A 24,808-nucleotide genomic window follows, 5' to 3' on the forward strand; every position below is an offset into this window, starting at 1 on the left:
AACTGCCCGTTCTGCAGAACTAACCCTCCAGGACGCAGCCGGCCGGGCCGGAGTGTCAGGGTGGGGCAGCCCTGGCAGCGGCTCAGCCAAGATCATCCCGTGGCGGCTTTTGGGCTCACCTTGGCTCAACCCCCAGAGCGGCGACACCATGGTGGTGCCCGCGCTCGACCGCTACGGGCGCTCGCTGAAGGACCTGGTGAACATGGTCGGCGAGCTTCGCGCCCGCGGGATCGGCTTCACCTCGCTGCACGAGCGCCTGGACACCACCACCCCCGGCGGCCGGCTCATCTTCCACGTCTTCGCCGCGCTCGCCGAGTTCATCCGCGAGCTGATCGTCTCCGGCACCCGCGAGGGCCTGGCCGCCGGCCGGGCCCGCGGCAACGTCGGCGGCCGGCCCGTCGTCGCCACCCCCCGACCGTCATCCCATCAAGATCATCCCGCTGCCGCTTTTGGGCTCACCTTGGCTGGACCCCGACCGTTGTCCTGACCACGGCACACCTCGACCACACGCCGGAGAACTGCGACCCGGGCAACCTCCGCGCCATGTGCCAGGGCTGCCACCTGCACTACGACCGGGACCACCACGCACGCACCCGAGCTGAAATCCGTCGGACTGCGCTCGAAGCCGCAGGTCAGATGACATTCGAGCTGTAGCGGCTACTTTGCACCGTGGGTCAGGGATAGGACACCGGGGCCGGGTCGCACTGATCAGGCGTCAGAGGACGACGTCCAGGGGGTTCAGCCCACGCCCATGTAGTCACGGCCGGCGAAACTCACCTTGCCTCCGCCGGACGTGTTGGCGTAGACGTACAGCTCACCTGGGGGGAGCGGCCGACGATGTCGCTGCGGCCGTCACCGTTGAGGTCGGCGAGGCGCAGCGTGTTGTACGTTTGCCAGCCGTTGCCGATGAGGACCCGGCTGCCAAGCGTCTGCGTGCCGGTGCCTCCGGCGTGCGGGTAGACCCCCTCCAGACTGCTCACGACAAGCTGCTGACCGGTCTGACGGCTTGTGTTGGGAGCTGAACGGTATTACGGACACCTCTGACGAGGGCTTCCCGGTGCTGGTGATGTCTGAGCTCGGTACGCCGGCTGAACGCAATGAGCTGAACCGCCAGGCGTGCTCCGCCCGAGACGCGTCCTGCCCGCGTACAGGGAAATGGTCAACCTCCTTACTGATCTTTTCGTAAGTTCGGTGGGTGTGGTGGGTGGATGGCAAGGCCGGTGTGGGCGAGGAAGGACCATGGAAGTTGGGGGTTGTCGTTGATGCGGTGGATGCCTTGCTCTGTGGCGTCGGCGACATCGGCGAGGTGGTCGCCGGCGAGGTTGGCGAGTTCACGCTTCTTGAGCGAGGACCACAGCAGTTCCACCGGGTTCAGCTCGGGAGCGTAGGCGGGTAATCGTTCAAGGGTGAGCCAGTCCTGTTCTGCAACCCAGGCGCGCATCGCCCGGCTCCAGTGGGCGGACAGGCCGTCCCAGACCAGGACCACTCGCTCCCCGCGGTAGAACACCTTCATCTGCTCCAGGACCTCGATGAGCCCGGCGGTGTCGTAGCTGCCGGGCTTGAGGTGGAAGCACAGGCGGGCCCCGCGATCGGGGTCGGTGGAGTGGTAGCCCAATGCCCCGGCCATCGATGCCCGCTTCCAGTCCAGACGGTGCCGCAGCAGTGGGTCCGGCCTCGGGGCGAGTAGGTGCGGCGGATCTGAGGGAGTAGGGAGACGCCTGATTCGTCGAGGAACACGATCCAGGCACGTGTGTTCACGGCCCCTTTTTGATGCGCGGCCACTCGTGCGCGATCCAACGGGCGATCTCCGACTCGTCCCGCTCGACGGCCCGCCGCTCGGGCCGTTGCAGGCTCCATCCGAGCCGGCCGGTCAGCAGACGCCAGACCGACGCCCTCGACAACACCACCCCCGTCACCCGCTCCACGACCATTCCGACTCGTTCCAGGGTCCACAGGTCGGCGTCGAAGCCATGAGCCTGGGCGCCTTGCTCCAACGCGGCCCGGACCGTCTCGACCTGGGCCTCGTCCAACTTGGGCGGCCGGCCAGTGGCCGCACGCCGCCGCAGGGCCGAAACACCGCCTTCCTCCCACACCCGCCGCCAACGCCGCACACTCTCCCCACACACCCCCACCGCCCGCGCGATCTCCGCATTCGAGACACCCTCCTCGAACAACTCGACCGCCCGAACACGACGCGCCTCCGCCAACTGAGGCCGTGACAACGGAGGAAGACAGGAGCCGACAGCCGAAGGTGAAGGTTGATAAGCCACCCCGACAGCCTCCCACCCACACGGCCACCACACCCACTGAACTTACGAAAAGATCAGTAGTGGCCCTCAACAGGGGCGGCCAGGGCCTTGCCGGTGATCGGCCCGCAGGGACGCGGCCGTGGGTGCCCCCGCCCCGGGCTCGTACTCGTCTTGGGGCGGGGGCGGGGTGGTCAGTGTTCGGCGCGCAGGACTCCGAGTAGGCCGTTGTTCTCGTCGTTGATTCCCGCGGCGAACCAGACGGCTTCCTTGCCGCCGGACTTGTCGGTGCCGCGCTGCAGCCCCCACAGCCCGGGGATCTCGATCGGGTGCCCGTCGCGGTCCTCCACGGTCGCCTTGAACGCGCCGGTGTGCAGGTCGAAGACGTTGATGCGGCCGTCTCCGAAGTTGCCGACGAGCAGGTCGCCGGAGAACTTCCCGAACCCCTTGGGGGCCACTTCGAGGCCCCAGGGCGAGTTGAGCACGCCCTGGCTCGCGAAGCGCTTCAGCAGCTTCCCGTCCTTGCTGAACACGTCAATGAAGCCGTTGCCCGGACCGGGGGTGTCGTCCTCCTTCTCATCGTCCTGCAAGGCGTAGGTCACGAACACCTTCGAGCCGATTTCCTTGACGTCGAACGGCGCGAAGCCGGCGGGAAGGTTGGAGTCCTGGAACGCGCCATTGGACGGCACGAGCCTGAAGTCCTCGTTGAAGATGTCGATGCGCGCGTCACGGAAGTTCGCGACGAGCACCCTCGGCTCCCCGTCCTTCCCGTGCTCCCCGTCCCTCCCGTGCTCCCCGTGCTCCCCGTGCTCCCCGTCCTTCTCGGCCTTTCCGTCCTCCTCGGCCCCGTGCCTGCCGCCGAGCAGCGTCAGCCCCTTGAAGATGGCGGTCTCGTCGCCGCTGTCCTCGTGGGCGACCAGGACAGCGTTCGTCCGGGACACGTCCGGGTTGTACGCGAACAGGTCGCCGTGCTCCCCCGCGAAGAGGAAGCGGGCGGGACCGGTCTTCCCGAAGCCGCTGAACTCGAAGTCGTCGCTGTCATTGCGCACGACCCCGGTCGGTGCGCCGTCCGTCGGGAACGACACGACCCGGGACAGGATCTCGACCGGCTGCCCCTTCTGGCCGCCCGAGTAGGCCGTGGCCTTGTCGGTGTGGTTGTCTGCGACCAAGAGCTTTCCGGACCGGGTGGTCACCAGGCCCCAAGGGTTGGCCAGATTGGGATCGGTCGCCTCTGCCCTTCCCGGGATGTCGGATACGAGATCGGTTTCCCGGAAGCCGTGATGCTGCTGCGGCGCCTCGCCTGGCTCCCCTGACGGGGGCGGCGACGCGGCGGCGAGGGCGCCGACAGTGCCCAGGGTCAGCGCGGCTGCCATCAGCCGCTTCCGGAAGTGGCGGGGTCGGTGGGCCGGTGCCTGCGGTGTCATGGTGATGCTCCTCTTCCAGCGTTGGTGTCCGGTGCGGACGTACTGTCGGAGTCATCACAGTGGAGCGCACATGCGCACGCCACTCGACACACGTCACCCATCGACTTGAGTAGGTGCATTCCCTGGTGGGAACACACGATCAGACGAACGCCGCTTGTCGCGCTCGGGATCGCCTACGAACGGTCTCGCGGCCGGAGGCCAGGGCTCGTCGTCCGGGTTGACCGGGAAGGGTTCAGGGGCGGCGGGGGCGAACACCTCGCGGCCAAAGGCGTTGGAGACACCGTCGTTCGAGGCGTTGCAGCGCCGAGCCGCCGCCCGCGGCCGCAGCACCCCTGCCCTGGCGGCCCGGTGGCCGGCGTTCTTCGTATCTGGAGTACGGACGGGTTCCGGCGAGCCCTGCCTGGGTGACTCTGCGCAGGCCCGCAGGTCAGACACCTACGTTCGGGCTGTAGCTCATGGGTGTGAGATTCCTGCGGTCACGCGCAGATTTCAGGAGTGACGCTCGTAATCTGCGTGTCCGTGGACGATTCACGAACTCGTCGTCTGGCAGTGGTTCCCGCGGGACCGGCTGGGCTCGACTCGCTGGGCGCCGGGCCAGATCGCGGTCTGGCGGACGTGTTCACGCTGCAGGGCAACGGTCGGCCTCTACCGGGCCCGTGGAGGAGAGGGACTACTTCTTCGACACGCTTGCGGAGTACCAGTGGGCCCGCGATGCCGCTGGTCTGATGCCACGGACCATCGATCAGTTGATCAAGCCAGTGATCGAGTTGTGCGAGTTCTACGACGCCGTTCCGTGGAGGCTTGCGCCGAAGCACTTGGATCAGTACTTCGCCGGTGCAGGCAAGAGAGCGCGCTCCACCGTGCGGGCCAAGATCAACAAGATCGACGGGTACTTCGCGTTCCTGGAGCAGCGCTACGCCTGCGAGATCGCCAGGCGGTTCGGGGCGGCGGTCGAGTCGCCGGTCGACCCCTTCAACCGTCCCCGCCATCGTGGTGACTTCGGGCTGAGGATCCCGCCGTCGCAGCGGGCGATGAAGGAGTCCTTCGCCGCCTGGCGTGACGCCCTGCCGTCCGCGCGCAAGGAGGCGGTGGCTTGCCGGGACTAGGTGATGGGGAAGATCGCCTACCTGTCGGGGGTCCGGGCGGCCGAGCTGTGTGCGGTGGCGATTGCCGATGTGCATTGGGAGGCCGGGCAGTGGGGCCGCTTCCTGGTCCAGGGCAAAGGTGCGCGTGGCTCGGGCCCGCGGCAGCGGGAGGCGTTCCTCTTCGAAGAGGGGCGGGCCCTGCTGTGGTGGTACCTGGAAGAGGTACGTGGACTGTTCCAGGACGACCCGGAACATCCGCTCGACCCCATGGCAGGGCTCTCCTTGTCCACCCCCGTCCGGCTCCCCACCCCGCTGCCCAGCGACCGCCAGCAAGGAGCCCTTCACCAGATCCAAGGCGCGCGGGGCAGGTTCGCAGTAGCCCTCGTGGCCGTGCACGCGATCAAGGCCAGCGAAGTTCGGCGCCTGCCCCTGGCCGCCGTCGATCTCGTCCGCGGAACGCTCACGGTCCGCCGCGGCAACCACACCCACACCGTGTACTTGGACCCCTCATCATGGGGCTCGCGGCCGACTGGCTGCACGAACGGCGCCGTACCCGGCCCATGGCGCCCAACCCCCACCTCTTCATCACCAGCCAGACCGCACACCATCCCGCGCTCATCCCGGTCAGCTACTTGGGACTGCGCGCGGCTTTCGACCAGATCGGCATGACCCCGAGGCAGCTCTGGAGCGACCGCGTGCTGGACGAGGCACGGGTGAGCGCCGACCCCGTCCACCTCATCCGCCTCTTCGGCATTCACCCGTCGACGGCCATGAAGTACGTCGCGGCAGCCCACCCCGACAAGGCTTTCCCCAAAATCCGCTGAGCATTAGGCGGTGTCTGATGGCTCTTTGATGAGGTCGCGGAGCCAGATCACGATGGCTGCGGTGGCCAGGGTGCCGTTGAAGATGTAGTCGCGTTTGTCGTACCGGGTTGCGACGGCCCGGTGCTGCTTGAGTTTCCCGATGCAGCGTTCGACGGTGTTTCGGCGGCGGTATTGCTCGCGGTCGAAGGCTGGCGGGCGGCCGCCGTCCCGGCCGAGCCGGCGGCGGTTCGCGCGCTGGTCGTCCGGCTGGGCGATCGTTGCCTTGATCCCGCGTTTGCGCAGGTAGACGCGGTTGGCGCGAATGGAGTACGCCTAGTCGCCGCGGGCCCGGTCCGGCCGGGTGCGGGGACGCCCGGCTCCCGCGCGGGCCACGTTCAAGGCCTTCATGAGCGGGATGAACATCGGGCTGTCCCCGCGCTGGCCGGGCGAGGTCAGCCAGACCAGGGGACGGCAGCGGTCATCCGCCAGCAGATGGACCTTGCTCGTCAGCCCGCCCCGGGAACGTCCCAGGGCCTCGCGGCCCTCTGGATCCACACGTGTGCCGCCCCTTTTTCGGGGTGGTCGGCCGGGGCAGAATGCCGGGCCCCGGATGCATGCTGGTGGGCCCGGCAGGTGGTGGAATCGGCGTTGACCGCCCACGAGCCGTCCGCGTCCGGGGCGGTGGTATCGGCGCCGGCCTGCAATGCCCGCAGGAACTTCGACCAGGTGCCGTCGGCCGACCAGCGGCGGTGGCGTTCGTAGACGGTCTGCCAGGATCCGTAGCGTTCGGGCAGGTCACGCCAGGGTATGCCGGTCCGTGTCCGGTAGAGCACTCCGTTGACCACGGTCCGGTGATCGGCCCACCGCCCACCCGGCCCGCCAGTCTCCGGCAGCAGCGGAGCTATGCGCTCCCACTGAGTATTCGTCAGTTCATGCCGACGCACCATGACCGGCTCATGCCCGCAACGGCAGCAGATCCACCACCCCAGGCAAGAGCCATCAGACACTGCCTAGGCGTTCCGTATCCTTAATGAGGCGGCCGAATGCGCCGACCCGCTCCGGCCGCCATGCGCTACGTCAGCACTGCCTACCCGGAGCGCACCTCGAAACTGCCCAGGTAGCGGGCCCGCTCCGAGCCCAACGCGGCAGCCGAAAGCCCGTGGCGACGAAGCAGCGGGTCCGGCATCATCCCCATGTGATTGTTATGCAACCCGTTCTGGAGATCTCCGCTTCCGACGACTTCGAGCTCTGGCCCGTTGGCGAGCACGAGTCATATGGCTACCTCGTGCTGAACGGGGGGCTGACTCCGGCGGAGGTCGGCACGGCCGTTATGCGGATCGCCGACTGCAATGACTTCGAGCCGCAGGAGGAGCACGAATCGTGTCCGACCGACCCGCTCAGCGCCTTCCTGCACGGGCTGCTCACCATGCCTGACCTGTTCGCCGCCGGCGGCTTCCGGGTGACCGACAACGCCACCGACACCGTCTTCGTTGAGCCAGGCTGCTGCAACGGACTGGAGTCCTGGCGGGACTGGCTGGAGGTGCTCGACGGTACCGGCTGCGCATACTTCGGCCACGATCCATCCTCGGTGGCCGAACGCGTCAACGAAGTTGTCCGGTTCACGCTCGATGCTCACGGGGTGGACGGCAGCCCGGTGATCGAGCTGTCGGTAGACCAGGTACGCAGGCTCGTCGCCGATGCTCAGCAGGATTTGCAGGACTTCCTCAGCCTTGCCGGAACCTGGGTGGAACGACACCTGCCAGCACATGCTGCTGCCGTCACTACCGCCCTGGCACGGGCACTGGACCTGGCACCCACACCATGACCAGCTTCCTGACCCACCGAGCGCACGTGCACGATGCCGGGCTCCCCCTCCACCGTCGGCACAGTGCGCTGCGGACCTGCATCACCCTCTTTGCTCCGTACGGCTTCCGGGCGACGTACCACCACCTCACGCTGAGCGCCGCGATCCCCCGGCGGCTGGAGGCGGATCCGGACGCGCTGGTGCGGGCGGTGGAGGAACTGTATGAGGCGCGGGTGCTGTGGCTCGCGCGGGCGGAGGAGTACGCCGCGCATCGCCGGGCGGAGAAGCGGGCCGGGCGGCGGACTGTAGTGAACCCGCGACCGTGGTGGCTGCGGAGCTGGTGGGAGGGCCCCAACCGCGCCTGGTACGAAGACCCGTTTCGCCATCCGTCGCTGCGGCTGCCCGAGTACGTCCGGCGACAGAACGCGATTCTGGACGGCGCCGATCTCCCCGGCTGCCCCGCCTGCGGGGACGAGAGACCGCTGGTGTCGAACTCGACCGGGCACGGCTGGGTGGAGCTGTGCCGTGGGTGCGCGTGGGTGCTGGCGCCATGTCCGTGCGGGCAGCGGCACCGGTTCGTCCCGGAGACCCCGTTCAACTGGAAAGGGATCTGGCAGCGGGCGCACATGAGCGATGACGGCATGCCGAACCCACATTGGCCTGCGGGCTAGCCAGTTGGATCGGCGGCGAACGCTCGGAAAGCAAATCCCGCCAGCTTCGCCGGAACCTGCGCGCGGGATCGCCTCAGCCATTAACGGGCACGCGGGTTCACGCTTCCCTACGTTCAGGAATCTCGGAACCCGCGCGCTTCCGCGTTCGACGTGCTGCAAAAAGACGGCTTCGCCGTCGGGACACCACGGAGGCGATCACCGGCACCCTGACCCGCCCGCAGCTCCTCGTCCTCGGCCGCCACGACGACCGCGGCCGCTTCCACGCGGTCGGGCGGACGGTACCGCTGCGCCCGGAAGCGGCCCGCCAGGTCGGGGAGCACCTGGCTGCAGCCGGCTCTGGGCAGCCGTGGACGGGAGTGCGGTTCGCGGGGGACGGGATGGCGCCACAGAAAGTTGCCCGCCTGGCGGGAGGAAACACCGTCGCCGACGAAAGACCGGGCTGACGGCGCTGCCGCGGTTGCCACCTGGGGCTATGACCTGACTGCCCTGCACAGGACCGTGGAGCCTCTCCTCGAAGGGGATCCGCGCCGGACGCTGCCCGTCCCGCTGCTGATGAGAGCCCTCCAGCGGCTCGGCCCCGCCGAGAACCTGGCCGTGCGACGAGCCCTCGGCCGAGGAACTTTCACCGACTCCGCCTGGCGCCGGAGGCGGCCGGGGACTTTGCGGGGGCGGGCGTTGATCCGCCTCAGAGGTCTTGGCTGTAGCTCGCTCGTTGGAAGGCTTTGCGTATCTCGGGCGGGACGCAGGTTCCGTTGTCGGTGTACGTCATCCCGTTGGCGGTGGCCCATGCCCGGATTTCGTAGTAGTCGGGCTCTCGCCTGGTGCGCATGTCAGGGGTGCCTCGGACTGCGTAGGCGGGAAGGCGGCCCTCCGCGAGGCAGGTACGGGGGAGCGAGAGACCGAACCGGGTCTCGATGACCGAGAGGGTGCGCTTGTAGGTGATCGTGTACGGCTCGTACGGAGCGGAGGCGTCCTTGCTCCCGTCCGGTTGGAGGATCCGTGCGGCGACGAGTTCGGGCAGCAGCAGGTCGGGTTGCTGTCCCCACCGATCGTCTTCCTCTGCGAGACCGAAACCGCAAAGGTATGCACCGTCGCGGGCGTAGTCCACGGTGGCCGGGGGGTGGTCCGCCATCGGGTAGTACTGAATGACCTCGACGCCGTTGCGGGAGATGTCCACGAGGCGATCGGAGCCGGTGGAATCCCCGTACTCCACCGCGAAGGCCCATCCGGCGCTCTCGCCGACACGCACGACACCGTCACCGCTGGCACCGGGTCGGTAGACCTCCATCCTGAGGTCCCACACCTGGGCATCGGTGATCGGCTCGGTTGCTGCGTCCGGATCACCACCCATGCGCACGGCCAGTTCCGCCGCCGAAATGCCGCGAGCGAACACCACGCTGGACGTCTGCCCCTCTAGATCGACCAGCCACTGAAGCCCGTCAGCCACGACCACACCCCCAACACCCGTCATGAGCCCGTTGCGGGAACCCTAGCCACGAGCACTGACAGACCATGGCCCATGGAAGGCCATCCGACTCAACGGCGGGCGCGGAGCGGCAGGACAGCGGCGACGGGCCGGCTGCGCCGCGGATGTCCGGGCCCTGCCTTAGGGTGATCGTTTGACTCCGAAGAAGGTGAGGCGGTTGGTGAAGTCCACGTCTGTACAACGGTTTTGTGTGTTAGTCGCGGTCTTGGCGACGGCGGCCACAGGCTGCACTCAGGCGCCGGCGCCGGCGCCGGGCGGCGCTGCCCCGGCTTCCACCGGCACACCCGGCAAGCCCCCTCGCGCCGCGCACCATCCGGCGGGGCGTTTCGATGCCGGTGCGGGGGTGCCGATGCCGAAGGAAGCGGGGGCGGGTCGGCTGAGATGGCCGGGGGGAGGGACGCCGGTGGCTCTCCACAAGGAGACGGCATATGTGGCCCTGCCCGATCGTGTCCTGGCGGTCGACACGGCCAGCGGCGCGGTCATGACCGCGGCGACATCCGAGGCCGAGCCGCTGGTCAAGCTGACTCCGAACCTCGAGAACAACCTCCCGGCTCCGTTCGTCACCGAAGCTGTTTCACCGTTGGTCCTCACCACGTTCTTCGTTCACCAGCCAGGCGCCGGAACGCAGGCCCCGCGTGTCTTTATGGAGTTCACGGCGATTCCCACGGCCAAGGGCGCTGCCCCGTGGCGGCTGCCGCTGGAACCTCCGGAGTGGGCGAAGGAAACCCAGTCCCCGGTCACCGCCACGGTCGTCGGGGCGTCCGGCAAGGTCGCCGTCCTCACGCTCGCCACGGCCCGGTCGATGGCTTCATCCGGTGCCACCACGTATGCCGTCGATCTCGACAGCCATCGGGTGCTGTGGACCAAAGACCTGTTCCGGGCGGCGTCGGTCACGGGCGGCATCGTGACGGGCGAGAAGTGGGACAAGAACGACAGCGACTACTCGGCCGCAGCCGGATATGACCTGGCCACCGCCGCGGAGAAGTGGCGCGCCGAGGACCGCATCAACCTCGACGTGATGCCCGCAGGGCCCCACCTCATCCTGGCCACGGCCCAGAAGAAGACCGACTATCGGGTCCACTACCGCCAGCTCCTCGACCCCGCCACCGGCCAAGTGAAGCGGGATCTGCCGGATGACCTCCCCGGCAGCGACTGCGCGCACGACGGCACAAGCACCCTCGTGTGCGCCGGTCACGGCCCCGAGTTCTACGTCTGGGCTGTCGACGACACCAGCGGTGCCCTCCGCTGGCAGCTGCCGGACAAGAACGCCGGCCGAATCGCACCCCAGGTGACCGCAGTGTGGCACGGGCTGATCTACGCAAAGGCCAACGACGGCCCCCTCACCTTGGACGCACGTACCGGCGCCGACCTACCGACACGACCCGGCATCGCCCCCTACCAGGTCAACGAGTACACCGGACTGGCCCTCTCCGACGACCGCGCCTTGACGGCCTACCCGACCAACGGATGACCACAGCCGAGCGCGGGCGCCGGGTGGGGCCCTTGCCAGGACTCCAAGAACCGAGCTTCTCCATGCACCGCTGCGCAGCAAGGTGTTTTGCCGCGGCGTTGTCTCGGGGCTGGAGCAGCCGAGGGGGTGCCCGGCACCGAGGGAAGCCGACTGGGCCGGGTTGTCGGTGGTGTCCTGGATCATGTCCGGGTGACTCATCGAACACAAGACACTAATCCCGTCGGACCCGGGAGCGGGATTGCCTGGCTCGCGGCGCCCCGCTGGATTCCTTTCGGGGGATACAACGTGGTGATGGCCCGGGGGCTGACCCCGGACGAGTTGGTGGAGCGGCTCGCGGCGACGGCCTTCTGGGGGGTGCCCGCCGTTGTCCACCGGGCGTCTGGCGGGCACACGGCCGAGGAGGTCGGAAACCCTGACCTCTTTGATGTCGACTCAGACGTGCACCTGCGTTACGGCGAGTTCATAGGCCTGTCGTTTGCGGTCATGTACGGCGCGTGGTGGGGCGAGTTCAACGAGCTGGGTCCGGTCTCGGCGGGCGGCGCGCACGTCTTCCAGGTGATGTTCGAAGAGGACAACGGCAAGCCCGTGCCGCCGTTCTTCGAGTACCACCGCGATGGGCATCTCGCCTGCTCGTTCAATCTGCATCTGGACGGGTCGTGGGGATATGACGGTATCGACGGGGACCCGGCGGTGGCGGCGGAGGTGACAGCGGCCATGGCAGAGGCCGGACTGCCCGTTGCCAGCCGGGAAGGCTACACAGGCGAAGAAGACGAAGAGCAGATGCGGTGCACACTGCTGGGGATCCTGGGCCGTCTTTTCGATCTCTCCCTGCCTCGCGAGCAGATCCTTCGGGGTTCCCTCGCCACAGCCACGCTGACGACCTGATGCCATGGCCCACGGAGCCCGGCCCTTGACCAGCCCGAGGTCGAGGCCGACTGCTGCGCCGACGGATCCGTATTTTGACTCGTCGCCAGACTGTAGGCCCTCCCTCCTCATTGCTTCGAACGCACTCGGCGTACTGCGGTCGCATGCGGCGTCAGGCCCATTCCATACCCAGCTCCGCAAGGGCGGAGCGTTGTCCGGGTGTGAGTTTGTCGCGGCGGGTCTTGGTGTTCGTGGTCCAGATTCCCAGCTTCACCATCACCCTTTCGGTCTCGCCCGCCACCGGGATCTCCCCCACGTGGGCCCGGGGGACCCGGTGGTGGCCTTCGCGGGCGATGTACTGCGCGAGGGCCGCTGCGCCGCGTTCGAAGGCTGCTGACATCTTCCCGGCGCCCTTGGCCGCCGGGGCCGGGGCGGCCCGCTCGGCGGGCATTACGCCCAGCTTCGACAGCCGGTTCTGCTGCTCCTCGGACGGCTCCCTCCAGGAGTTTGCCTGGCGTTGGAGCCAGCGCCCGAGGTCGTCGCCTTCGAAGAGGACACCGGGCTGGATGGCGGGCAGGATGCCGCCGGCTTCGGTGTCGGCCAGGTCGGCGAGGACGCGGTAGTGCCGTTGCCAGTCCAGTGGCCAGGGCATTTCCAGTCCTTGTCGATCGCGGCGAGCTGCGCTGCCCGGGTCGTCGCGGTCTCTTCGCTTTTGTCGAGGCCGTCGGTGCGCCGGAGGTTGGCCATCAGACACCGCCGTGGTCACGGGCCCTCTGCGGCGCTCTCAACCGGGGCCGCCTGGATGTGTCACGACTGCGGCGCTCCCTGGCCGGGCTGCCGTTGCAGAAGGCCGCGGACGGTCGCCTGGTCCTGGCCGTCGATGTCAGTCCGTGGCTGCGGCCGGACGCTGCGACGTCGCCGGACCGCTCGTTCTGCCACACCTACGGACGGGGGAAGAACGAGCACCGGATGATCCCCGGCTGGCCGTACTCGTTCGTCGCCGCGCTGGAGACCGGTCGCACTTTCCTGGACCGCGATCCTGGACGCCGTCCGCCTCAGCCCCGGCGTGGACGTCGCTGCCGTCACGATGGTGACGGACCTCGCGCGCGACTTCCACGACACCAAGGCGGAAGTGACCTGGGATCCCCGCCGGGAGCCCTGGACCTGGACCGGTCAAGTCACCCCTCTCATGGACGACGAGACGGACCCCAGTCCCGGCGGGAAACGACAAGCTAAAGAGACTCGGCGCTCAGCCGGTGCGATCAGCGCGTACGGTCCGGAGATGGACATAGTCAGCGGTGTCGTCAGCATCGCGTACTCACACTTCTACATCGCCGAGTACATCGAGCAGGGGTTCGAGAGTGTCGACGATCTGCCGGACTTTCATACCGACGAGCCTGTGATCGTCACACCCGGCAAGCTCACCATCGTCAGTTGCGTCCAGGAGCACAAGGCCTGGGTGACTCTCATGCTCGCCGAGGCTCAGCCTGTGCAGCAGGCGGAGCAGTGGCAATCACTCGGTTCCTGGCCGTACCGGCCGGTCTACAGGGGCCGGATGGGAATCTCCGGCCCCACCACCGGTCCTGCCGTGCCGGCCGCGGGCTGGCTTCCGGGGAGCCAGGGGTATGCCCCAACGCTGACACTCCACCCAGCGGCGATCTACACGGTCCACGTCTACGCCAGAGGCCGCAAGGACTCCCGAGCCCGGTACGAAGCCGCAATGACCCGTGAGGAATGGGGACTCAACGAGGGGTTCGAAGACTATGTAGCCATCTTCATCCCTGCCGGAGAGCAGGCCGGCCCCCAGGCCGCAGGTTAAACGACAAGCTTATGAACAGTTCGACTGCGCAGACCGTCGGATCGACCACGTGACCGCACCCGCATACGAGTCCCCGCCGGGTGCAAGGCCGACAACGGTCGTGGCGCCGGGTGGGTTCATCGGGCCCTTGGCCGGCCCTGACGGCTTGGGAGCGGCACCGACGCGCGGACAGACTTGGGCTGCCGTCGGCGCCGTTGCCCGGGCAACCTTCGGGCAGGCTTGACCCCTTCCAGTACCTCCCACAGCGGCCGGCGCTCGTCAGCCCAGAGCTCAAGCCGTCCTCGGTCGATCAAGCGCACGCCGTACGTCTCACCCCACTCCAGCGCCGGCCCGGTGAAGCGGCCGTTGGTAACGATGAGGGCGAACCGGGCACCGTGGACGGGTTCCGCGGTGCCGTTGAGCTGCTGCAAGGCGTCGACACCGATGGGCTTCCCCGCCCAGCCATCCCGCCTGTGCTTGCACTGCACCACCCAGATTCGGCCGTCAGCATCGATACCGCGTACGTCGCATACGTCGTCGCCCGCTCCACCGACCCGTTCGGCCTCGAAACCATCGCGGCGCATCAGGTCACGCACCGCGAACTCGAACTCCCGATGGTGCAGGGCATCGATCTTCTCCAGCGCCATCTGCAGCCCCCGAGACCTCCGCTCCTCCCACTTGCGGCGCTGCTCGCCGGCCAGGCTCCACACGGCCAGCAACATGAAGGCCACCTGGGGCAGAACGGCGTAGATCCCCCAGTGGTCGTCCAGCCAAGCTCCCAGCCAGACTCCGAACCCGATCAACGAGGCGACTGCGATCACAGCGCCGGTGATCGGAAGGCCATGCCGCAGCTTCTTCCACGTGACCGACCGGTCCGTTCTGGCCAGACCGTGCCACGGCATGTGAGCATCCGCTACGCGCTCTGTCCTCAGCTTCTCATTCGGGCCGGCGGCCTGCTCGGCTAAGCCGACGAGGTCCTCCCCGTCACCGGCTTGTTCGCCGCCGTGCCTGGCGTCCTGAACCACGCGTACTCCTTTGCCGGTTGACGTAACGCGTCGACCGGTCATCCCACCGCGGCGCACTGACATCACGCGGCCATCTTTCGGCCGACGGCAGGTCAGGGCCGGTCGGAGAACCGCCATCTCCTCCGGGCCCGAGTGCTTTGCGACTCGGGATCGAGAGAGGGACGCCGGGTCTTGGGAAAGGTACCGAGGCGGCGCGCAGCGTAGGACTTTTAGGACTTGGTGCGGCGCGGGGCTCCACCCCGGGATCGGAAGGTGGCCCCGGCGTCTTCCAGCAGACGGTGCACGCCGCCGTACGAACGGCCAGTCTCCTCTGCCAGAGCCCTGATCGACTTCCCACCCTCGTACTTCGACTTCAGGTCAGAGGCGAGCTTGTCGCGGTCCGGGCCGGGCGTGAGCCGACGGGCCGGCGTCTTCTTGTCCATGAGCCGGTGCCTCTCTGAAATGCGGCGGGTACTGCCATGATCGCGGGAAGTGCTGGCGGCGGCCACCGGTTCGGCGAAGGCGCCAGGCGCAGATACTGAGAGGGAACGCCCGGCCAGGACGGCGGCAACCGGGCCGGTTGCCGCCGCTCAGCAAGCCAGTAGGCGTGGGTCGCATACGCAGCTGGGTCGGCCGGGCGTCCGGCGCTCCGTGCGGTCACGGCGCCTGTGCTGCAACCAGGCGCTTCAGCTCGTCAAGCCCGTTGCCGCAGCAGTCCCCGCACACCAGGCGCCGGCGGTCAGGCTGGGTGGGGATGTTGTAGGCGAGCCGCCGCTCGGCGCCGGGCGTGCGCAGGTCGAAGCGGCACTCGGCGCACAGCAGACCCATCGCCTCGGCCTGCTTGGCCGTCCAGGCCGGCCAAGGCGGGCCGATCCCGGGCTCGTCGTGACTGGTGGGCCTCACCTCGGGGGGCGCGGCGCGGGGGCGACCATCGGTTGTCGGCCACGATGTGCGCGGCGTCGCGCCGAGTCTGCCGTTTCACGGGAAGTGTCGACTTCTCAATGGCACGATCGGGCCGTGACCATGCTGATCGCCGTGCTTGGATGCGCCGCCCGGTGCGGCGGGCTGCCCCTACCCCCCCGTCAACGTCATAGGCGTAAAGGCTCGGCGGGCCCCCTCGGTCGTGGGCGTCCTGCCGCCGCAGGGGGACCGCGGTGACCGAGACACCCGGACCGCGTCTAGTCGTCTCCAGCGCGAAGGACCGTGCCGAACAGCCGCCCGCTCCGCTCGACGTCCCGCCTGGCTCCGTACGGATGGGGGTGAGCACTCGTGTCCGGGAGGTTAGCGCTCAGGAGGCTGAGGACTTCGGCATTTCCACCGACCGCTTCTGCACGGAGATCGAGCGCGGCTACCTCGACGCCGACGGCTGTTGAGCGACGCTGAAGATGAGCACGAAGGCGACGTGCTGGTTGTCGATGGGATGGGATGAAACGACCCCGGCGGCCGTCAGGCCGCCGGGGTCGTCGTGAACACGGTGTCGGCTTCGTGGTCACTCTGTCGCGTGGGTCTCGGTGATGGCGGTCCGGGTGGAGGACTCGTCGACGATGCCCTTCTCCTCGGTGAAGGCGGCGATGAGGGACTGCCAGGCGATGTTGTTGACCGAGCGGGGCAGGCCGCGGCTGGTGAGATGGATCAGTTCCACGGCGTCGTCGGAGAACAGCGTGTCCTCTCGTCCGGCGATCGTGAGGTGGTGCTTGATGTAGCTGGAGGTCTCATCCCTCGTCATCGTGGGCATCTGATAGCTGATCGAGATCCGCTGGTCCAGGGCTGCCAGGACGCCGTGCTTCATCCGCTTGCGCAGGGTGGGTTGGCCGATCAGCAACACCGCGAACGGCGTCGTGGAGTCCATGTCGTAGTTGGTGAGCATGCGGATCGCGTCCAGCTCCTGGTGGTCGAGCAGGTGCGACTCGTCGATCACCACGGCCGGCGTCCTGCCCCGTTCGTCGACCTCAGCGGCCAGCGCGGCGGACGCCTGGGTGGCGAGAGCGGCCAGGTGGAATTTTGGGGTCCCGCCCAGGCTGGTGACGATGCGGTCGTAGAGGCCTCGCATGCCGACCTCGGGATTGGGCTGGTAGATGACCGTGAACCGGGCCGGGTCGAGCGAGGCGACGGCGCCCTTGAGGGCGACGGTCTTGCCGGATCCGACTTCGCCGGTGACCACGCCGATCGCCCGGTTGTTGATGCACCAGGCGATGCGGGCGGCGGCTTCCCGGTGGGAGTGGTGCTGATGAAGCATCGAGGGGGCCAGGTTCCGGCCGAAGGGGACACGGGTGAAACCGAAGTACCCCTGAACGCGGTCGATCATCGCGGTCCCCGCCCGTCGTCCATCAGGGACGAGTAGTTGATGCCCTTGGCGGTGTTCGCTGTGTGCGTCTCGTCGAGGATCTTCAGGTAGTCGATTCCAGTCGGCGGGGCCGGCTCCGGCGGTGTCTCCGGCCTCGCCTTCGGATGAGTGTGACGGCCCACCCGATGCGGGACGGCCTTGCCCGCGCTCTTGCCCGAGGTCCTCACCTCGATCTCGGTCAGGTCGAACGGGTCGAAGACCAGCTCGACCTTCATCCCGACCAGGATCGGGTCGACCTCGTAGGTGTTGCCGTGCAGGCTGACCGTCGCGGTCTTCGTCACGGTCCTGAACTCCGACCACAGAAACGCCTCCCGAAGATCAGCGGGGCTGGGCAGCGGCAGCGGCCGAGGAATCGAACCCAGCCAACGCTCAATCGGAGGCTGCCCCGTCTCCGAGTGCACCGTGCGGTGATAAACCGTCTCCACCCACGCGGTGAAAAGCCTGTTCAGCTCAGCGAGATGCTCAATCTGACCGACACGTTCGTCATCGAGCTCGACCAGGAACTGGTCACGGACGGTGCGGAAGAACCGTTCGATCTTTCCCCTGCCCTGAGGCCGGCCGGGCTTGGAGTGCGTGAGGCGAACGGCCAGGGACGCGCAGGCCCGCAGCAGCCACGTGTCCACGAACGCCGACCCGTTGTCGACATAGATCGACTCGGGGACTCCACGGGCAGACAGTGCTGGCCGCAGGGCGGCGGCCAGGCGGACGGTGTCCTCGGCGAACCCGAACCGGTGGCCCACGATCGCCCGGCTGTGGTCGTCGATGAACGCGAACAAGTACGTCTTGCGCCCGCCGATCTTGGGTCCGTGGAGGGCGTCGCCGGTCCACAGCTCGTTGCCGCGGGTGGCCTCGAACCGGCCGAACACGCTCTTCTCGCCGCCGCCGGCGCCGGTCAGACCGGCACCGGCGAAGTGCCGCTGGAGGGTGCGGTCGGTCGGCGACCAGCCCTGCGTGGTTCGCAGGATCCGCTGGATCTGGGCCGCGGTGCGGGCCGGGTTCTCCTTCTTCAGCGCGGTCGCCAGGTCCAGCACCTCCACCGGCGTCCGCGGGGTGACCTGCCGCTGGGCCGGAACCAGCGCGGGGAAACCGCCCGCGCGGTAGTGGCGGGCCCAGCGGTCCAGGGTGCCGCGGGTCACCTTGACCTGCCGGCCGAACGGGTCGGTGTGCTCCTTCGCGGCCAGTTCGCGGGCGAGTTTCCCGCGCTGGCGTGTCGTGAGCTTCATGTCGATCAGGTCCTGGATCAGGCCGTAGCGGAACAGGCCCACCTGCCGGGCCCGCTCCGCCCGGCGACGGTCCTCATCCTCAGTCGGTGACATAGGCAACCCACCTCGCGTCTCGAACAGAGCCCGCCGCGATCTGGCGGACACGGTCAAGACTTCCGGCAGCCTCCGATCCCGCCCAGGGGCGGCCCGTGTTGATCAAATAGCGGTAGAAGACGAGGTCAGGATCCTGCCGCCTATCGCCCGTCCGGCGAACTCCCACCGCGACACCGTGAGCATCCCCGGCCACTTCGTCGCGGCCGCCCGATGGGCGGCCGCGACCGCCGAGACCGCGTCGGCGAGCGCCGACGGCGCCGCATCCGGCATCACCGGGTCGTCGGCGAGCGCGACCAAGGCAACGGTGAAGTGCCGGCGAACGGCCTCCGCCCGCCCGGCGAACGCCCGCAACCAGCCACGGACCGTGCCCTCGGCCAAGCCCAGACTGGCGGCGACCTGGCGGTGTCCCATGCCCAACGCGGCTATCTCCAGCCCGGCCCCGATCACCTCGGCCGCATCCGCCCGCCGCGGCCAAAACGCCTCCGCCAGCAGCATGTGCGTGACCTTGCAGCCCGAGCAACGAGTACGGCGCGGCCGCAGAAACAACCGGGCCCCAAGATCACCCCGGATCTGCCGGGGCCTGCCATGCCCCCACGGCGCCAGGGCCGCCCCGCATGACGGGCAGCTCAGCCGGCCTTGCCGCAGCTGCCGTTCCACCAGCAGGACGTCGTTGTCGACGATCAGCACCCGACAGCCTCCGCAGACCACGATGTGCTCCCGCTCCGAGCACGACGAAGTACCGCCAGCCTGCCCAAACGCCAAAGGATCATGTTGTTCAGGACGAACCTGCATGCGCCCGCGATGTGTCCGGCCGAGGGTGCTCGGACCGGGTGTCGGTCCTGGTCAGTAGGGTCACGGTGACCGCTGGCGCCGTTGGAAGGATCTTCACATTGCTGACCTATGACGACCTGGTCGAATGGGCGGGCGAAGAGAACGTCACGCGGGCCGACGCGGCCTCCGTCGCGTCCTGGCAGGTCCCCGAGAACCAGACGGCCCTGCTCGTGAGCATCGGCATTCCAAACACGAACCAACTCATCGAGGCAGCGGCGGTCCAGACGGGATCAGCCCCGCAGCTCGTGACCCAAGACGGTAAGCAGCTGTACCAACTGACCGAGAACCGGCACGGAGGCCTGGTCCCCGACCTGCTGTGGACGTTCGGAGTCGAGCCCGTGACCGGCACGGTCTACTACGTCCTTCCCGGCGGCGACGGCTGGTTCGCGAACTCCAGCATCGACCTGTGGCTCCAATCCCTGCACCACTACGGTCGGCACGTAAGCCAGTCCGAGGTCCTCAATGACCCGGACGGGGATGAGGACAAGGCCCTCGCCGAGCTCAGCCAGCTCGCGGCCGAACTCAAGCAGATCGACCCGCCCGCGTTCGACGGGTACAAGGGCTTCATCTGGGCGGAACTCCTCGACCGATGGCTCTGGTAGCCCGCCCCACCTCGACCCCGTTCCTGTTCACGGTGTCGTCGCACACGAAGCGGCAGCCTGGCCCCGGATACGACAACAGCCCGTGTGCAACAGGAGTGTCGCCGTCACCCCGCTTCATCACCACGCAGAGAGTCGTCTAACAACGGCGATGTCGTGCAGTACACGGTGACCGTCGACTACACCAACCGCGAGCACTGCTTCACCGGCCGGCCTACGCCCGAAGACCTCGCTCGCCGCGTCTGACCGTCCGTGCCTGCCCAGCTCGAAGGCGTCACCCCTTGAATGACTTAACCCCTTTCGGTGAGAACGCCGCCAACCACACGCCGACGGAGGGCCGGCCCGCGACCGCGCCCGTCGTGCACGGCGCGGTCCTCATCAGCGCCGTCGAGACCGTGTGGAAGGAGATCCGCCGCCGTTTCGCCGACGTCCCCGACGTCTGCGTCACCACACCGCCCACCGCCGGTGCACAGGACCCCACCGCGTGCGCCGCGCTGCGCACCGGCCGCAGCTTCGACCGTGACGGCACCCTGACCATCGAACTGCAGGTCACGTCCGGCACGCTCGGGTACGGCGGACGCCCGATGCTGGAAGGACTGCTGCACCAGGCCGCGCACGGCCTGGCCCTCGCCCGGGGCATCACCGACATCAGCGGCGGAGACCAGCGCTGGCACAACAAGCAGTACGGCCGTCTCGCCCGCGAAGTCGGGCTCACACCGCCCTCACGTGCCTCCCGCCGGGTCGGCAGGGGCCACTGCCCTCTGTCCGACGCCGAGGCGGCGAAGTGGGCCGACGTGATCGCCGCCCTCGACGCCGCAGCCGCTGTCCAGCTTCAAGCCACCGTGCAGGCCACCGCGCCTCCACGCAGCGACCGGAACGGCACGCGCTTCCTGATCATCTGCGCGTGCTCCCCACCCCGCCGCCAGCAGGTCACCCCGTTCTTTTTCGACCGGGGGCCGTTGCTGTGCGGCGTGTGTCTGACCAAGTTCCGCCCCGCCGACACCTCGCTGCCCCGGCAGGCCGACGCCGAGCGGACGGCGGAGGCACCCAGCCGCACCCCCACGGAAGCCACGAGCTCTCCTCGCGAGCGCTCCCTCTCCGGCCCGGACAACCACCACACCGCCAACGGCAGGGAAAGGCATTCCACATGAGCAGGCAGGCCATCGCGTACGTCCACCAGACTGGCATCGCCGACGAGACAGCCAAGCAGGTGTTCCTCCTCCTGGCACAGCACACCGAGACCGCAGGCGATCCGTACCGTCCCGAGGACATCCCCGACATCATGGGCCTGAACCTCAATGACTCCGACATCCCCGGCCTTGCAGCCCGCGCCGGAATCGAGCCCGAAGAGTTCCGCCGGCAGCTCCGAGGGATGAAGCAGCACGTCCCGATGGATGTCCTGGAGCACAGCGACGGCGTATGGGAGATCGTCTACGGACCGTCGTACAGCCGGCCCCCGAAGCCGCGAGCAGCCAAGCCGGATCTGACGCGCGGCGGCCCGCACCCATTTTGGCTGCCGGGCTGGGAGAAGTTCAGCACCTGGGGCTACGAGCAAGGCCCCGGCGGGCACCAGCACCTGTACGCGCAGCTCATCCCCAACCAGGACGGCGCCGACGCGGAGCCCCGGATCTGGATCACCCCGCCCCGGCACACGGTCCAGACGGTGGACGAGCTCGCCGAAGCCATCGCCGAAGCCCTCGCGCCGTACCAGCCGGTCCGGATGCCGGCCTCGCTGATCAAGACCTGGCTGACGACGGCACCCCTGTCGTCCCGGTAGCCCCGAGCCCAAGGGCTCCGTTCAGGGGTAACAAGCAATCCAGAAGGTCGAAAGAGCCGAGCGCACGGGGCGGCACCGGCGCACAGAGCGCCCGTCGCGCTCCCGTTGCTTTCCGCCATTCACCGTCGCGGTGCCGCTTGACGTGACCGCGACCGTTCTCCGCAGGTGAGAGGCATCCGGTCAGGGATCGTCGCAGTGTTGCGGTGGACGGCCAGCGACGGCCGAGCAAGGGCCGGCAAGGCCGTCCGCTGAGGTCAGCAGCCCACGGTTCCACCGTGGATGGGCGGCGGGGCGGTTCGACGCGCCTGGCTTGATGGCGGCCTGGCCCTCCGAGATCCCGTGATGATCCATCAGTTTCTGTCAGTGTCCGCTGCTACATCAATTTGAAGGACGAGCCGCGACCGCGGCCCGCCGACGGGAGGGGACACCATGTCGAAGGTGCCGGACGGGTTCCACCGTGTCCGCGGACACATCCGCCGTAATCCGAAGCCGCGGAGCGCGAAGCGGATGAGCGGCTGGATGATCGCCGGCCTTGCGGCCGGCGTCTGGTTATGGGGGCAGCTGTTCGGATTCGGCGAGGCGGCCAGCACGCCGCCGCCCGCTCAACCGAAGCCGGCCCTCTCCTCTCCGGCTGCCCGCTAATGGGACACAAGCTGCTACGCCTTCGACGCCCACGCGGCGCTTCCGAGGTCGTCTCGGCGGCTGTCGTTGCGCTGGCCGTCCTGGTCCTGGCCGTCCGGATGGCCACGGCGGCCGGCGGGGCGCGCAGGGACGCGTGGCCGTTCCTGCTGGCTCTCGTTCTCTTAGCAGGGGCCATTGGGGCCTGGTGGATCGCGCGAGACATGGGCCGTCGGCGGCGTGACGCCGAGCGGCTGGCCGCGCTGCGGATCACGCTGGCCGAGTTCGACGCCATGGACGACCGGCAGTTCGAGCACGCCCTGCGGGACCTGCTGGTCCGGGACGGCTGGCCGGCACGCCGCGTGGGCGGTGGCGGAGACCAGGCGGCCGACGTCATCGGTGACCACATGCACCGCGGCCGGATCGTCGTGCAGGCCAAGCACACCCGCGTCGGCGGGAAAGTGGCGTCCTCGGTCATGTACGCGGTGAAGGGGACGGCCGGGCCGGCCCACCGAGCCGACCACGCTGTCGTCGTCACCAATGGCACCTTCACCCGAGACGCCATGGCCTGGGGCGATCGGCACAGCGTCCACTGGGTCGACCGGGACAAGCTCCGGCGCTGGGCTGAGACCGGTACCGCGCTGCACGAGCTCCTCGGGCTGTCCGCACGCGCCCGTCGCGGCCGGTTCAAGCGTGCTGCCTGACAGGCACTTCCCCATCATCGACTTCCCGGAGGTGTGGTGTTCGACGAAGACGGGTCCCTCGACCCGCTGCTGAAGTTCCTGTTGTACGCCGTCCTCGCGCTGGCGATCGGCAAGATGCTGTGGGAGTGGCTCACGGAAGACGTCAGCCGGTGGATCACCGTAGATCTGTCGGGGCTGATCGCCGATCACCCCTGGTGGACCGGCTTCATCGTCATGGGCGCACTGGTCTCGCTCATCTTCCTCGCGAAACTGCTCTCGTTCCTGTTCGGCGCTGACACGTACGCCTACGTCGATCAGGACGAGGACTACGCCTCCAGCACTCCGCCGAGCGAGGCGGTAGATCCGGATGTGCTGACCTTCAAGATGAAGCAGCTCGCCGCGATGAGCGCGACGGGCTTCGAGCAGGCGTGTGCCGATCTCCTGGCCCGCGACGGGTTCCGCAGTACACGGCGGGTGGGAGGCGCCGGCGACCTCGGCGTGGACGTCACCGCCCGCGACCACGACGACCGGCTCCTGATCTTGCAATGCAAGCAGTACGCGGCGCCGGTCGGCTCGGGGCACCTGCAGAAATTCAACGGAACGGCCCGCCTTCACCATGGAGCCGATGTCCCGATCATGATCGGTCTCAACGGCTTCACCCAGCCTGCGACCGACTTCGCCGCGCACCACGACCTCATCCTCATGGGCCCTCCCGAACTCAAGAAATGGGCTCACGGCCAGCACCTGTACGACGTCTTGGGCATCCCGAGCACGACCCAGTGACCCCAGACCCACCCCCTTCCTGCTCACCGGGCCAAATCTCACGCCGCATTTCGGCATGGCCGGGGGCTACTCCCGTTCCGGGCCTCGCAGTACCGCCAGGCCCTTGCGGCCGAGCCGCTTCTTCAGAGTGAGGTTCTCCGCGTAGAGGTTCGCCGTTACCGTGGCAAGGGCGTCGAGCAAGCCCTGGGCCTCTGCGGCCTGCCGCCCCGCCTCCCGCAGCTCCTTGCGGAGGGTGGCGATCGTCTCGTCACGCTGGACCTCTCCGGGCGTACGCAGGACGGGCCTGTCCACCTTCACGTCCCACTCGGCGAGGATGTCTTCGGCTTGGTGCACGGTCGCGTGGCTGACCTGAGCCTCGCGGGCGAGGTTCTCCTTGGTGAGGGCACCGTCGGTGTGCAGGGGCTTGCCAGCGAGCAGCCGGGCCATGGCCCGCTCTCAGCTTCTCGGCCGATGCTGCGGATACCGGCATCAGGCGGTGCCTTCCTCTTCGAGCGCGCGGGTGATGCGCTGGACGTCGGTGAGGCGGACGAAGACCGCCTCACGGTTGAGGGGTGACAGGCGGGGTCCTTGGACAGGGCAGTCAGGTCGTCTTCTTCCGCGACCCAGTACGGGGGCGTGGGCACGTGTGATGGTCGAGTTGCGGGCCGGTCTACTCGGGCAGCGGGTTCAGCGGTCTACGGGCGAAACGGGCAGCGGCGCTGCGCGTCGCCGCGGACCGTCGGTCCGTGAAGGTGTTTCTCGTCTCCGACTGGGACCCGAGTGGAGTCCATCTGTTCTCCGCGCTTACCGAGGACGTCAGCGCGTTCGCTGCCGTGGACGCCCACGGGACGGAGATCATCTTCGAGCGCCTGGCGGTGACCGAGCAACAGATCGAGGAACACCGGCTCCCGACCGCCCCGACCAAGGCCAGCGACAACCGCTCGTTCACCCGAACCTCCACCACCCAGGCCGAGGCTTTGCCACCCAACATCCTCGCCTCCATCGTGCGGGAAGCGATCACCTCCCACCACGACCCGCACATTCTCGCCAGCCTCCTAGAACGTGAGGAGCACGAGCGGCGCGACCTGCTCGGCGGCCTTGGCCTGCAGGTCGACCCGGGCCCGAATGACGCGAACTGACCGAGAGCGAGGCGGTCCTCCGGAGGTCAGCACCGGCGGCGAGGGTCCGCGCCACCCGGGAGCCATTCATGCGCTGGGTCCCA

The 24,808-nt window shown here is 68.4% G+C and carries 28 protein-coding genes and 3 pseudogenes; 17 read left to right on the plus strand and 14 right to left on the minus strand.

The genetic code is table 11. The annotated features are described in order from the left end of the window. Positions 1-133: 133 nt before the first annotated feature. Positions 134-487, plus strand: a pseudogene (locus OHA65_RS38490) (recombinase family protein); the annotation flags it as partial. Positions 488-773: 286 nt separating this feature from the next. Here OHA65_RS38490 and OHA65_RS38495 read toward each other — a convergent pair. From OHA65_RS38495 to OHA65_RS38510, 4 genes are all read right to left on the minus strand, one after another. After that, positions 774-980, minus strand: a complete 207-nt coding sequence (locus tag OHA65_RS38495) for a VCBS repeat-containing protein (protein WP_327286481.1) — start codon at positions 978-980, stop codon at positions 774-776. 188 nt (positions 981-1,168) lie between these two features. Further along, on the minus strand, positions 1,169-1,627 hold the full coding sequence (locus OHA65_RS38500; RefSeq protein ID WP_331736454.1) for a transposase: 459 nt from the start codon (positions 1,625-1,627) through the stop codon (positions 1,169-1,171). A gap of 127 nt (positions 1,628-1,754) precedes the next feature. Next, positions 1,755-2,303, minus strand: a complete 549-nt coding sequence (locus OHA65_RS38505; protein ID WP_405759528.1) for a winged helix-turn-helix domain-containing protein — start codon at positions 2,301-2,303, stop codon at positions 1,755-1,757. Positions 2,304-2,440: 137 nt separating this feature from the next. Next, positions 2,441-3,670, minus strand: a complete 1,230-nt coding sequence (locus tag OHA65_RS38510) for a TIGR03118 family protein (RefSeq protein ID WP_331736457.1) — start codon at positions 3,668-3,670, stop codon at positions 2,441-2,443. 656 nt (positions 3,671-4,326) lie between these two features. Here OHA65_RS38510 and OHA65_RS38515 point away from each other — a divergent pair. Both OHA65_RS38515 and OHA65_RS38520 read left to right on the plus strand, forming a co-directional pair. Then, positions 4,327-4,776 (plus strand): hypothetical protein, encoded by a 450-nt coding sequence (locus tag OHA65_RS38515; protein ID WP_329317037.1) that lies wholly within the window; start codon positions 4,327-4,329, stop codon positions 4,774-4,776. Between the two features lie 491 nt (positions 4,777-5,267). Then, the gene (locus OHA65_RS38520) at positions 5,268-5,579 is read left to right on the plus strand and encodes a hypothetical protein (protein WP_327286486.1); all 312 of its coding nucleotides are present in this window, start codon (positions 5,268-5,270) and stop codon (positions 5,577-5,579) included. Positions 5,580-5,582: 3 nt separating this feature from the next. On the opposite strand, the pseudogene OHA65_RS38525 reads toward OHA65_RS38520, so the two are convergent. Continuing rightward, positions 5,583-6,505 (minus strand): annotated as a pseudogene (locus OHA65_RS38525) (IS5 family transposase). Positions 6,506-6,762: 257 nt separating this feature from the next. Between OHA65_RS38525 and OHA65_RS38530 the strand changes: the two are divergent. Together OHA65_RS38530 and OHA65_RS38535 are read left to right on the plus strand one after the other, a co-directional pair. Then, positions 6,763-7,383, plus strand: coding sequence for a hypothetical protein (locus OHA65_RS38530; protein WP_331736460.1), 621 nt, complete (start codon positions 6,763-6,765; stop codon positions 7,381-7,383). Beyond that, positions 7,380-8,033: a hypothetical protein gene (locus tag OHA65_RS38535; protein WP_331736461.1), complete on the plus strand. Its 654-nt coding sequence runs from the start codon at positions 7,380-7,382 to the stop codon at positions 8,031-8,033. Before OHA65_RS38530 ends, OHA65_RS38535 begins: the two co-directional genes overlap by 4 nt. Positions 8,034-8,718: 685 nt before the next feature. Here the strand turns inward: OHA65_RS38535 and OHA65_RS38540 are convergent. Further along, positions 8,719-9,480, minus strand: coding sequence for a DUF6461 domain-containing protein (locus OHA65_RS38540; protein ID WP_405763609.1), 762 nt, complete (start codon positions 9,478-9,480; stop codon positions 8,719-8,721). A 442-nt stretch (positions 9,481-9,922) separates the two neighbouring features. Between OHA65_RS38540 and OHA65_RS38545 the strand changes: the two genes are divergently transcribed. Both OHA65_RS38545 and OHA65_RS38550 read left to right on the plus strand, forming a co-directional pair. Continuing rightward, a complete protein-coding gene (locus OHA65_RS38545; protein ID WP_331736465.1) occupies positions 9,923-10,990 on the plus strand; it encodes a hypothetical protein in 1,068 nt (355 codons plus the stop codon). A 285-nt stretch (positions 10,991-11,275) separates the two neighbouring features. Continuing rightward, a complete protein-coding gene (locus OHA65_RS38550; protein WP_331736468.1) occupies positions 11,276-11,875 on the plus strand; it encodes a hypothetical protein in 600 nt (199 codons plus the stop codon). 151 nt (positions 11,876-12,026) lie between these two features. On the opposite strand, the gene OHA65_RS38555 is transcribed toward OHA65_RS38550, so the two are convergent. Then, positions 12,027-12,506, minus strand: coding sequence for a helicase associated domain-containing protein (locus OHA65_RS38555; RefSeq protein WP_405763612.1), 480 nt, complete (start codon positions 12,504-12,506; stop codon positions 12,027-12,029). An 87-nt stretch (positions 12,507-12,593) separates the two neighbouring features. Here OHA65_RS38555 and OHA65_RS38560 point away from each other — a divergent pair. Further along, positions 12,594-12,941: pseudogene (locus OHA65_RS38560) on the plus strand (transposase); the annotation flags it as partial. Then, positions 12,921-13,673, plus strand: coding sequence for a hypothetical protein (locus tag OHA65_RS38565; protein ID WP_331736580.1), 753 nt, complete (start codon positions 12,921-12,923; stop codon positions 13,671-13,673). The pseudogene OHA65_RS38560 and the gene OHA65_RS38565, both read left to right, overlap by 21 nt. Positions 13,674-13,789: 116 nt before the next feature. Here the strand turns inward: OHA65_RS38565 and OHA65_RS38570 are convergent, their stop codons facing one another. The 3 genes from OHA65_RS38570 to OHA65_RS38580 form a co-directional block, all read right to left on the minus strand. Beyond that, positions 13,790-14,677, minus strand: coding sequence for a restriction endonuclease (locus tag OHA65_RS38570; RefSeq protein ID WP_331736471.1), 888 nt, complete (start codon positions 14,675-14,677; stop codon positions 13,790-13,792). A 209-nt stretch (positions 14,678-14,886) separates the two neighbouring features. After that, on the minus strand, positions 14,887-15,099 hold the full coding sequence (locus tag OHA65_RS38575) for a helix-turn-helix domain-containing protein (protein ID WP_331736473.1): 213 nt from the start codon (positions 15,097-15,099) through the stop codon (positions 14,887-14,889). A 214-nt stretch (positions 15,100-15,313) separates the two neighbouring features. Further along, positions 15,314-15,559, minus strand: coding sequence for a hypothetical protein (locus OHA65_RS38580; protein WP_405763614.1), 246 nt, complete (start codon positions 15,557-15,559; stop codon positions 15,314-15,316). Positions 15,560-15,810: 251 nt separating this feature from the next. On the opposite strand from OHA65_RS38580, the gene OHA65_RS38585 reads away from it, so the two are divergent. Further along, positions 15,811-16,029, plus strand: coding sequence for a hypothetical protein (locus OHA65_RS38585; RefSeq protein ID WP_331736478.1), 219 nt, complete (start codon positions 15,811-15,813; stop codon positions 16,027-16,029). Positions 16,030-16,145: 116 nt separating this feature from the next. Here the strand turns inward: OHA65_RS38585 and OHA65_RS38590 are convergent, their stop codons facing one another. From OHA65_RS38590 to OHA65_RS38600, 3 genes are all read right to left on the minus strand, one after another. Continuing rightward, complete coding sequence (locus OHA65_RS38590; RefSeq protein WP_331736480.1) at positions 16,146-16,961, minus strand: AAA family ATPase; 816 nt, start codon at positions 16,959-16,961, stop codon at positions 16,146-16,148. Then, positions 16,958-18,316 carry a DDE-type integrase/transposase/recombinase gene (locus OHA65_RS38595; RefSeq protein WP_331736482.1) on the minus strand — a complete coding sequence of 453 codons (1,359 nt, stop codon included), beginning with the start codon at positions 18,314-18,316 and terminating at the stop codon, positions 16,958-16,960. Before OHA65_RS38595 ends, OHA65_RS38590 begins: the two co-directional genes overlap by 4 nt. A 102-nt stretch (positions 18,317-18,418) precedes the next feature. Further along, positions 18,419-19,003 carry a DUF6431 domain-containing protein gene (locus OHA65_RS38600; protein WP_331736485.1) on the minus strand — a complete coding sequence of 195 codons (585 nt, stop codon included), beginning with the start codon at positions 19,001-19,003 and terminating at the stop codon, positions 18,419-18,421. 203 nt (positions 19,004-19,206) lie between these two features. On the opposite strand from OHA65_RS38600, the gene OHA65_RS38605 reads away from it, so the two are divergent. The 6 genes from OHA65_RS38605 (at position 19,207) to OHA65_RS38630 (ending at position 23,607) form a co-directional block, all read left to right on the plus strand. Further along, positions 19,207-19,749 (plus strand): SUKH-4 family immunity protein, encoded by a 543-nt coding sequence (locus tag OHA65_RS38605; protein ID WP_331736488.1) that lies wholly within the window; start codon positions 19,207-19,209, stop codon positions 19,747-19,749. A 278-nt stretch (positions 19,750-20,027) separates the two neighbouring features. Continuing rightward, entirely contained in the window at positions 20,028-20,897 is an 870-nt protein-coding gene (locus OHA65_RS38610) for a hypothetical protein (RefSeq protein ID WP_331736491.1), read from the plus strand. Then, a complete protein-coding gene (locus tag OHA65_RS38615; RefSeq protein ID WP_331736493.1) occupies positions 20,894-21,523 on the plus strand; it encodes a hypothetical protein in 630 nt (209 codons plus the stop codon). Before OHA65_RS38610 ends, OHA65_RS38615 begins: the two co-directional genes overlap by 4 nt. 429 nt (positions 21,524-21,952) lie before the next feature. Then, a complete protein-coding gene (locus OHA65_RS38620; RefSeq protein ID WP_331736495.1) occupies positions 21,953-22,165 on the plus strand; it encodes a hypothetical protein in 213 nt (70 codons plus the stop codon). Beyond that, entirely contained in the window at positions 22,165-22,845 is a 681-nt protein-coding gene (locus tag OHA65_RS38625; protein WP_331736497.1) for a restriction endonuclease, read from the plus strand. Before OHA65_RS38620 ends, OHA65_RS38625 begins: the two co-directional genes overlap by 1 nt. Positions 22,846-22,881: 36 nt before the next feature. Further along, positions 22,882-23,607 carry a restriction endonuclease gene (locus OHA65_RS38630; protein ID WP_405763618.1) on the plus strand — a complete coding sequence of 242 codons (726 nt, stop codon included), beginning with the start codon at positions 22,882-22,884 and terminating at the stop codon, positions 23,605-23,607. A 66-nt stretch (positions 23,608-23,673) separates the two neighbouring features. Here the strand turns inward: OHA65_RS38630 and OHA65_RS38635 are convergent, their stop codons facing one another. Beyond that, positions 23,674-24,033 (minus strand): hypothetical protein, encoded by a 360-nt coding sequence (locus tag OHA65_RS38635; protein WP_331736501.1) that lies wholly within the window; start codon positions 24,031-24,033, stop codon positions 23,674-23,676. A gap of 299 nt (positions 24,034-24,332) precedes the next feature. Here OHA65_RS38635 and OHA65_RS38640 point away from each other — a divergent pair, with 299 nt between their 5' ends. Next, positions 24,333-24,725 (plus strand): hypothetical protein, encoded by a 393-nt coding sequence (locus OHA65_RS38640; RefSeq protein WP_331736503.1) that lies wholly within the window; start codon positions 24,333-24,335, stop codon positions 24,723-24,725. Positions 24,726-24,808: the final 83 nt, after the last annotated feature.

Origin of the sequence: Streptomyces sp. NBC_00045 (assembly GCF_045041095.1) — a bacterium.
Taxonomy (GTDB): Bacteria; Actinomycetota; Actinomycetes; order Streptomycetales; family Streptomycetaceae; genus Streptomyces.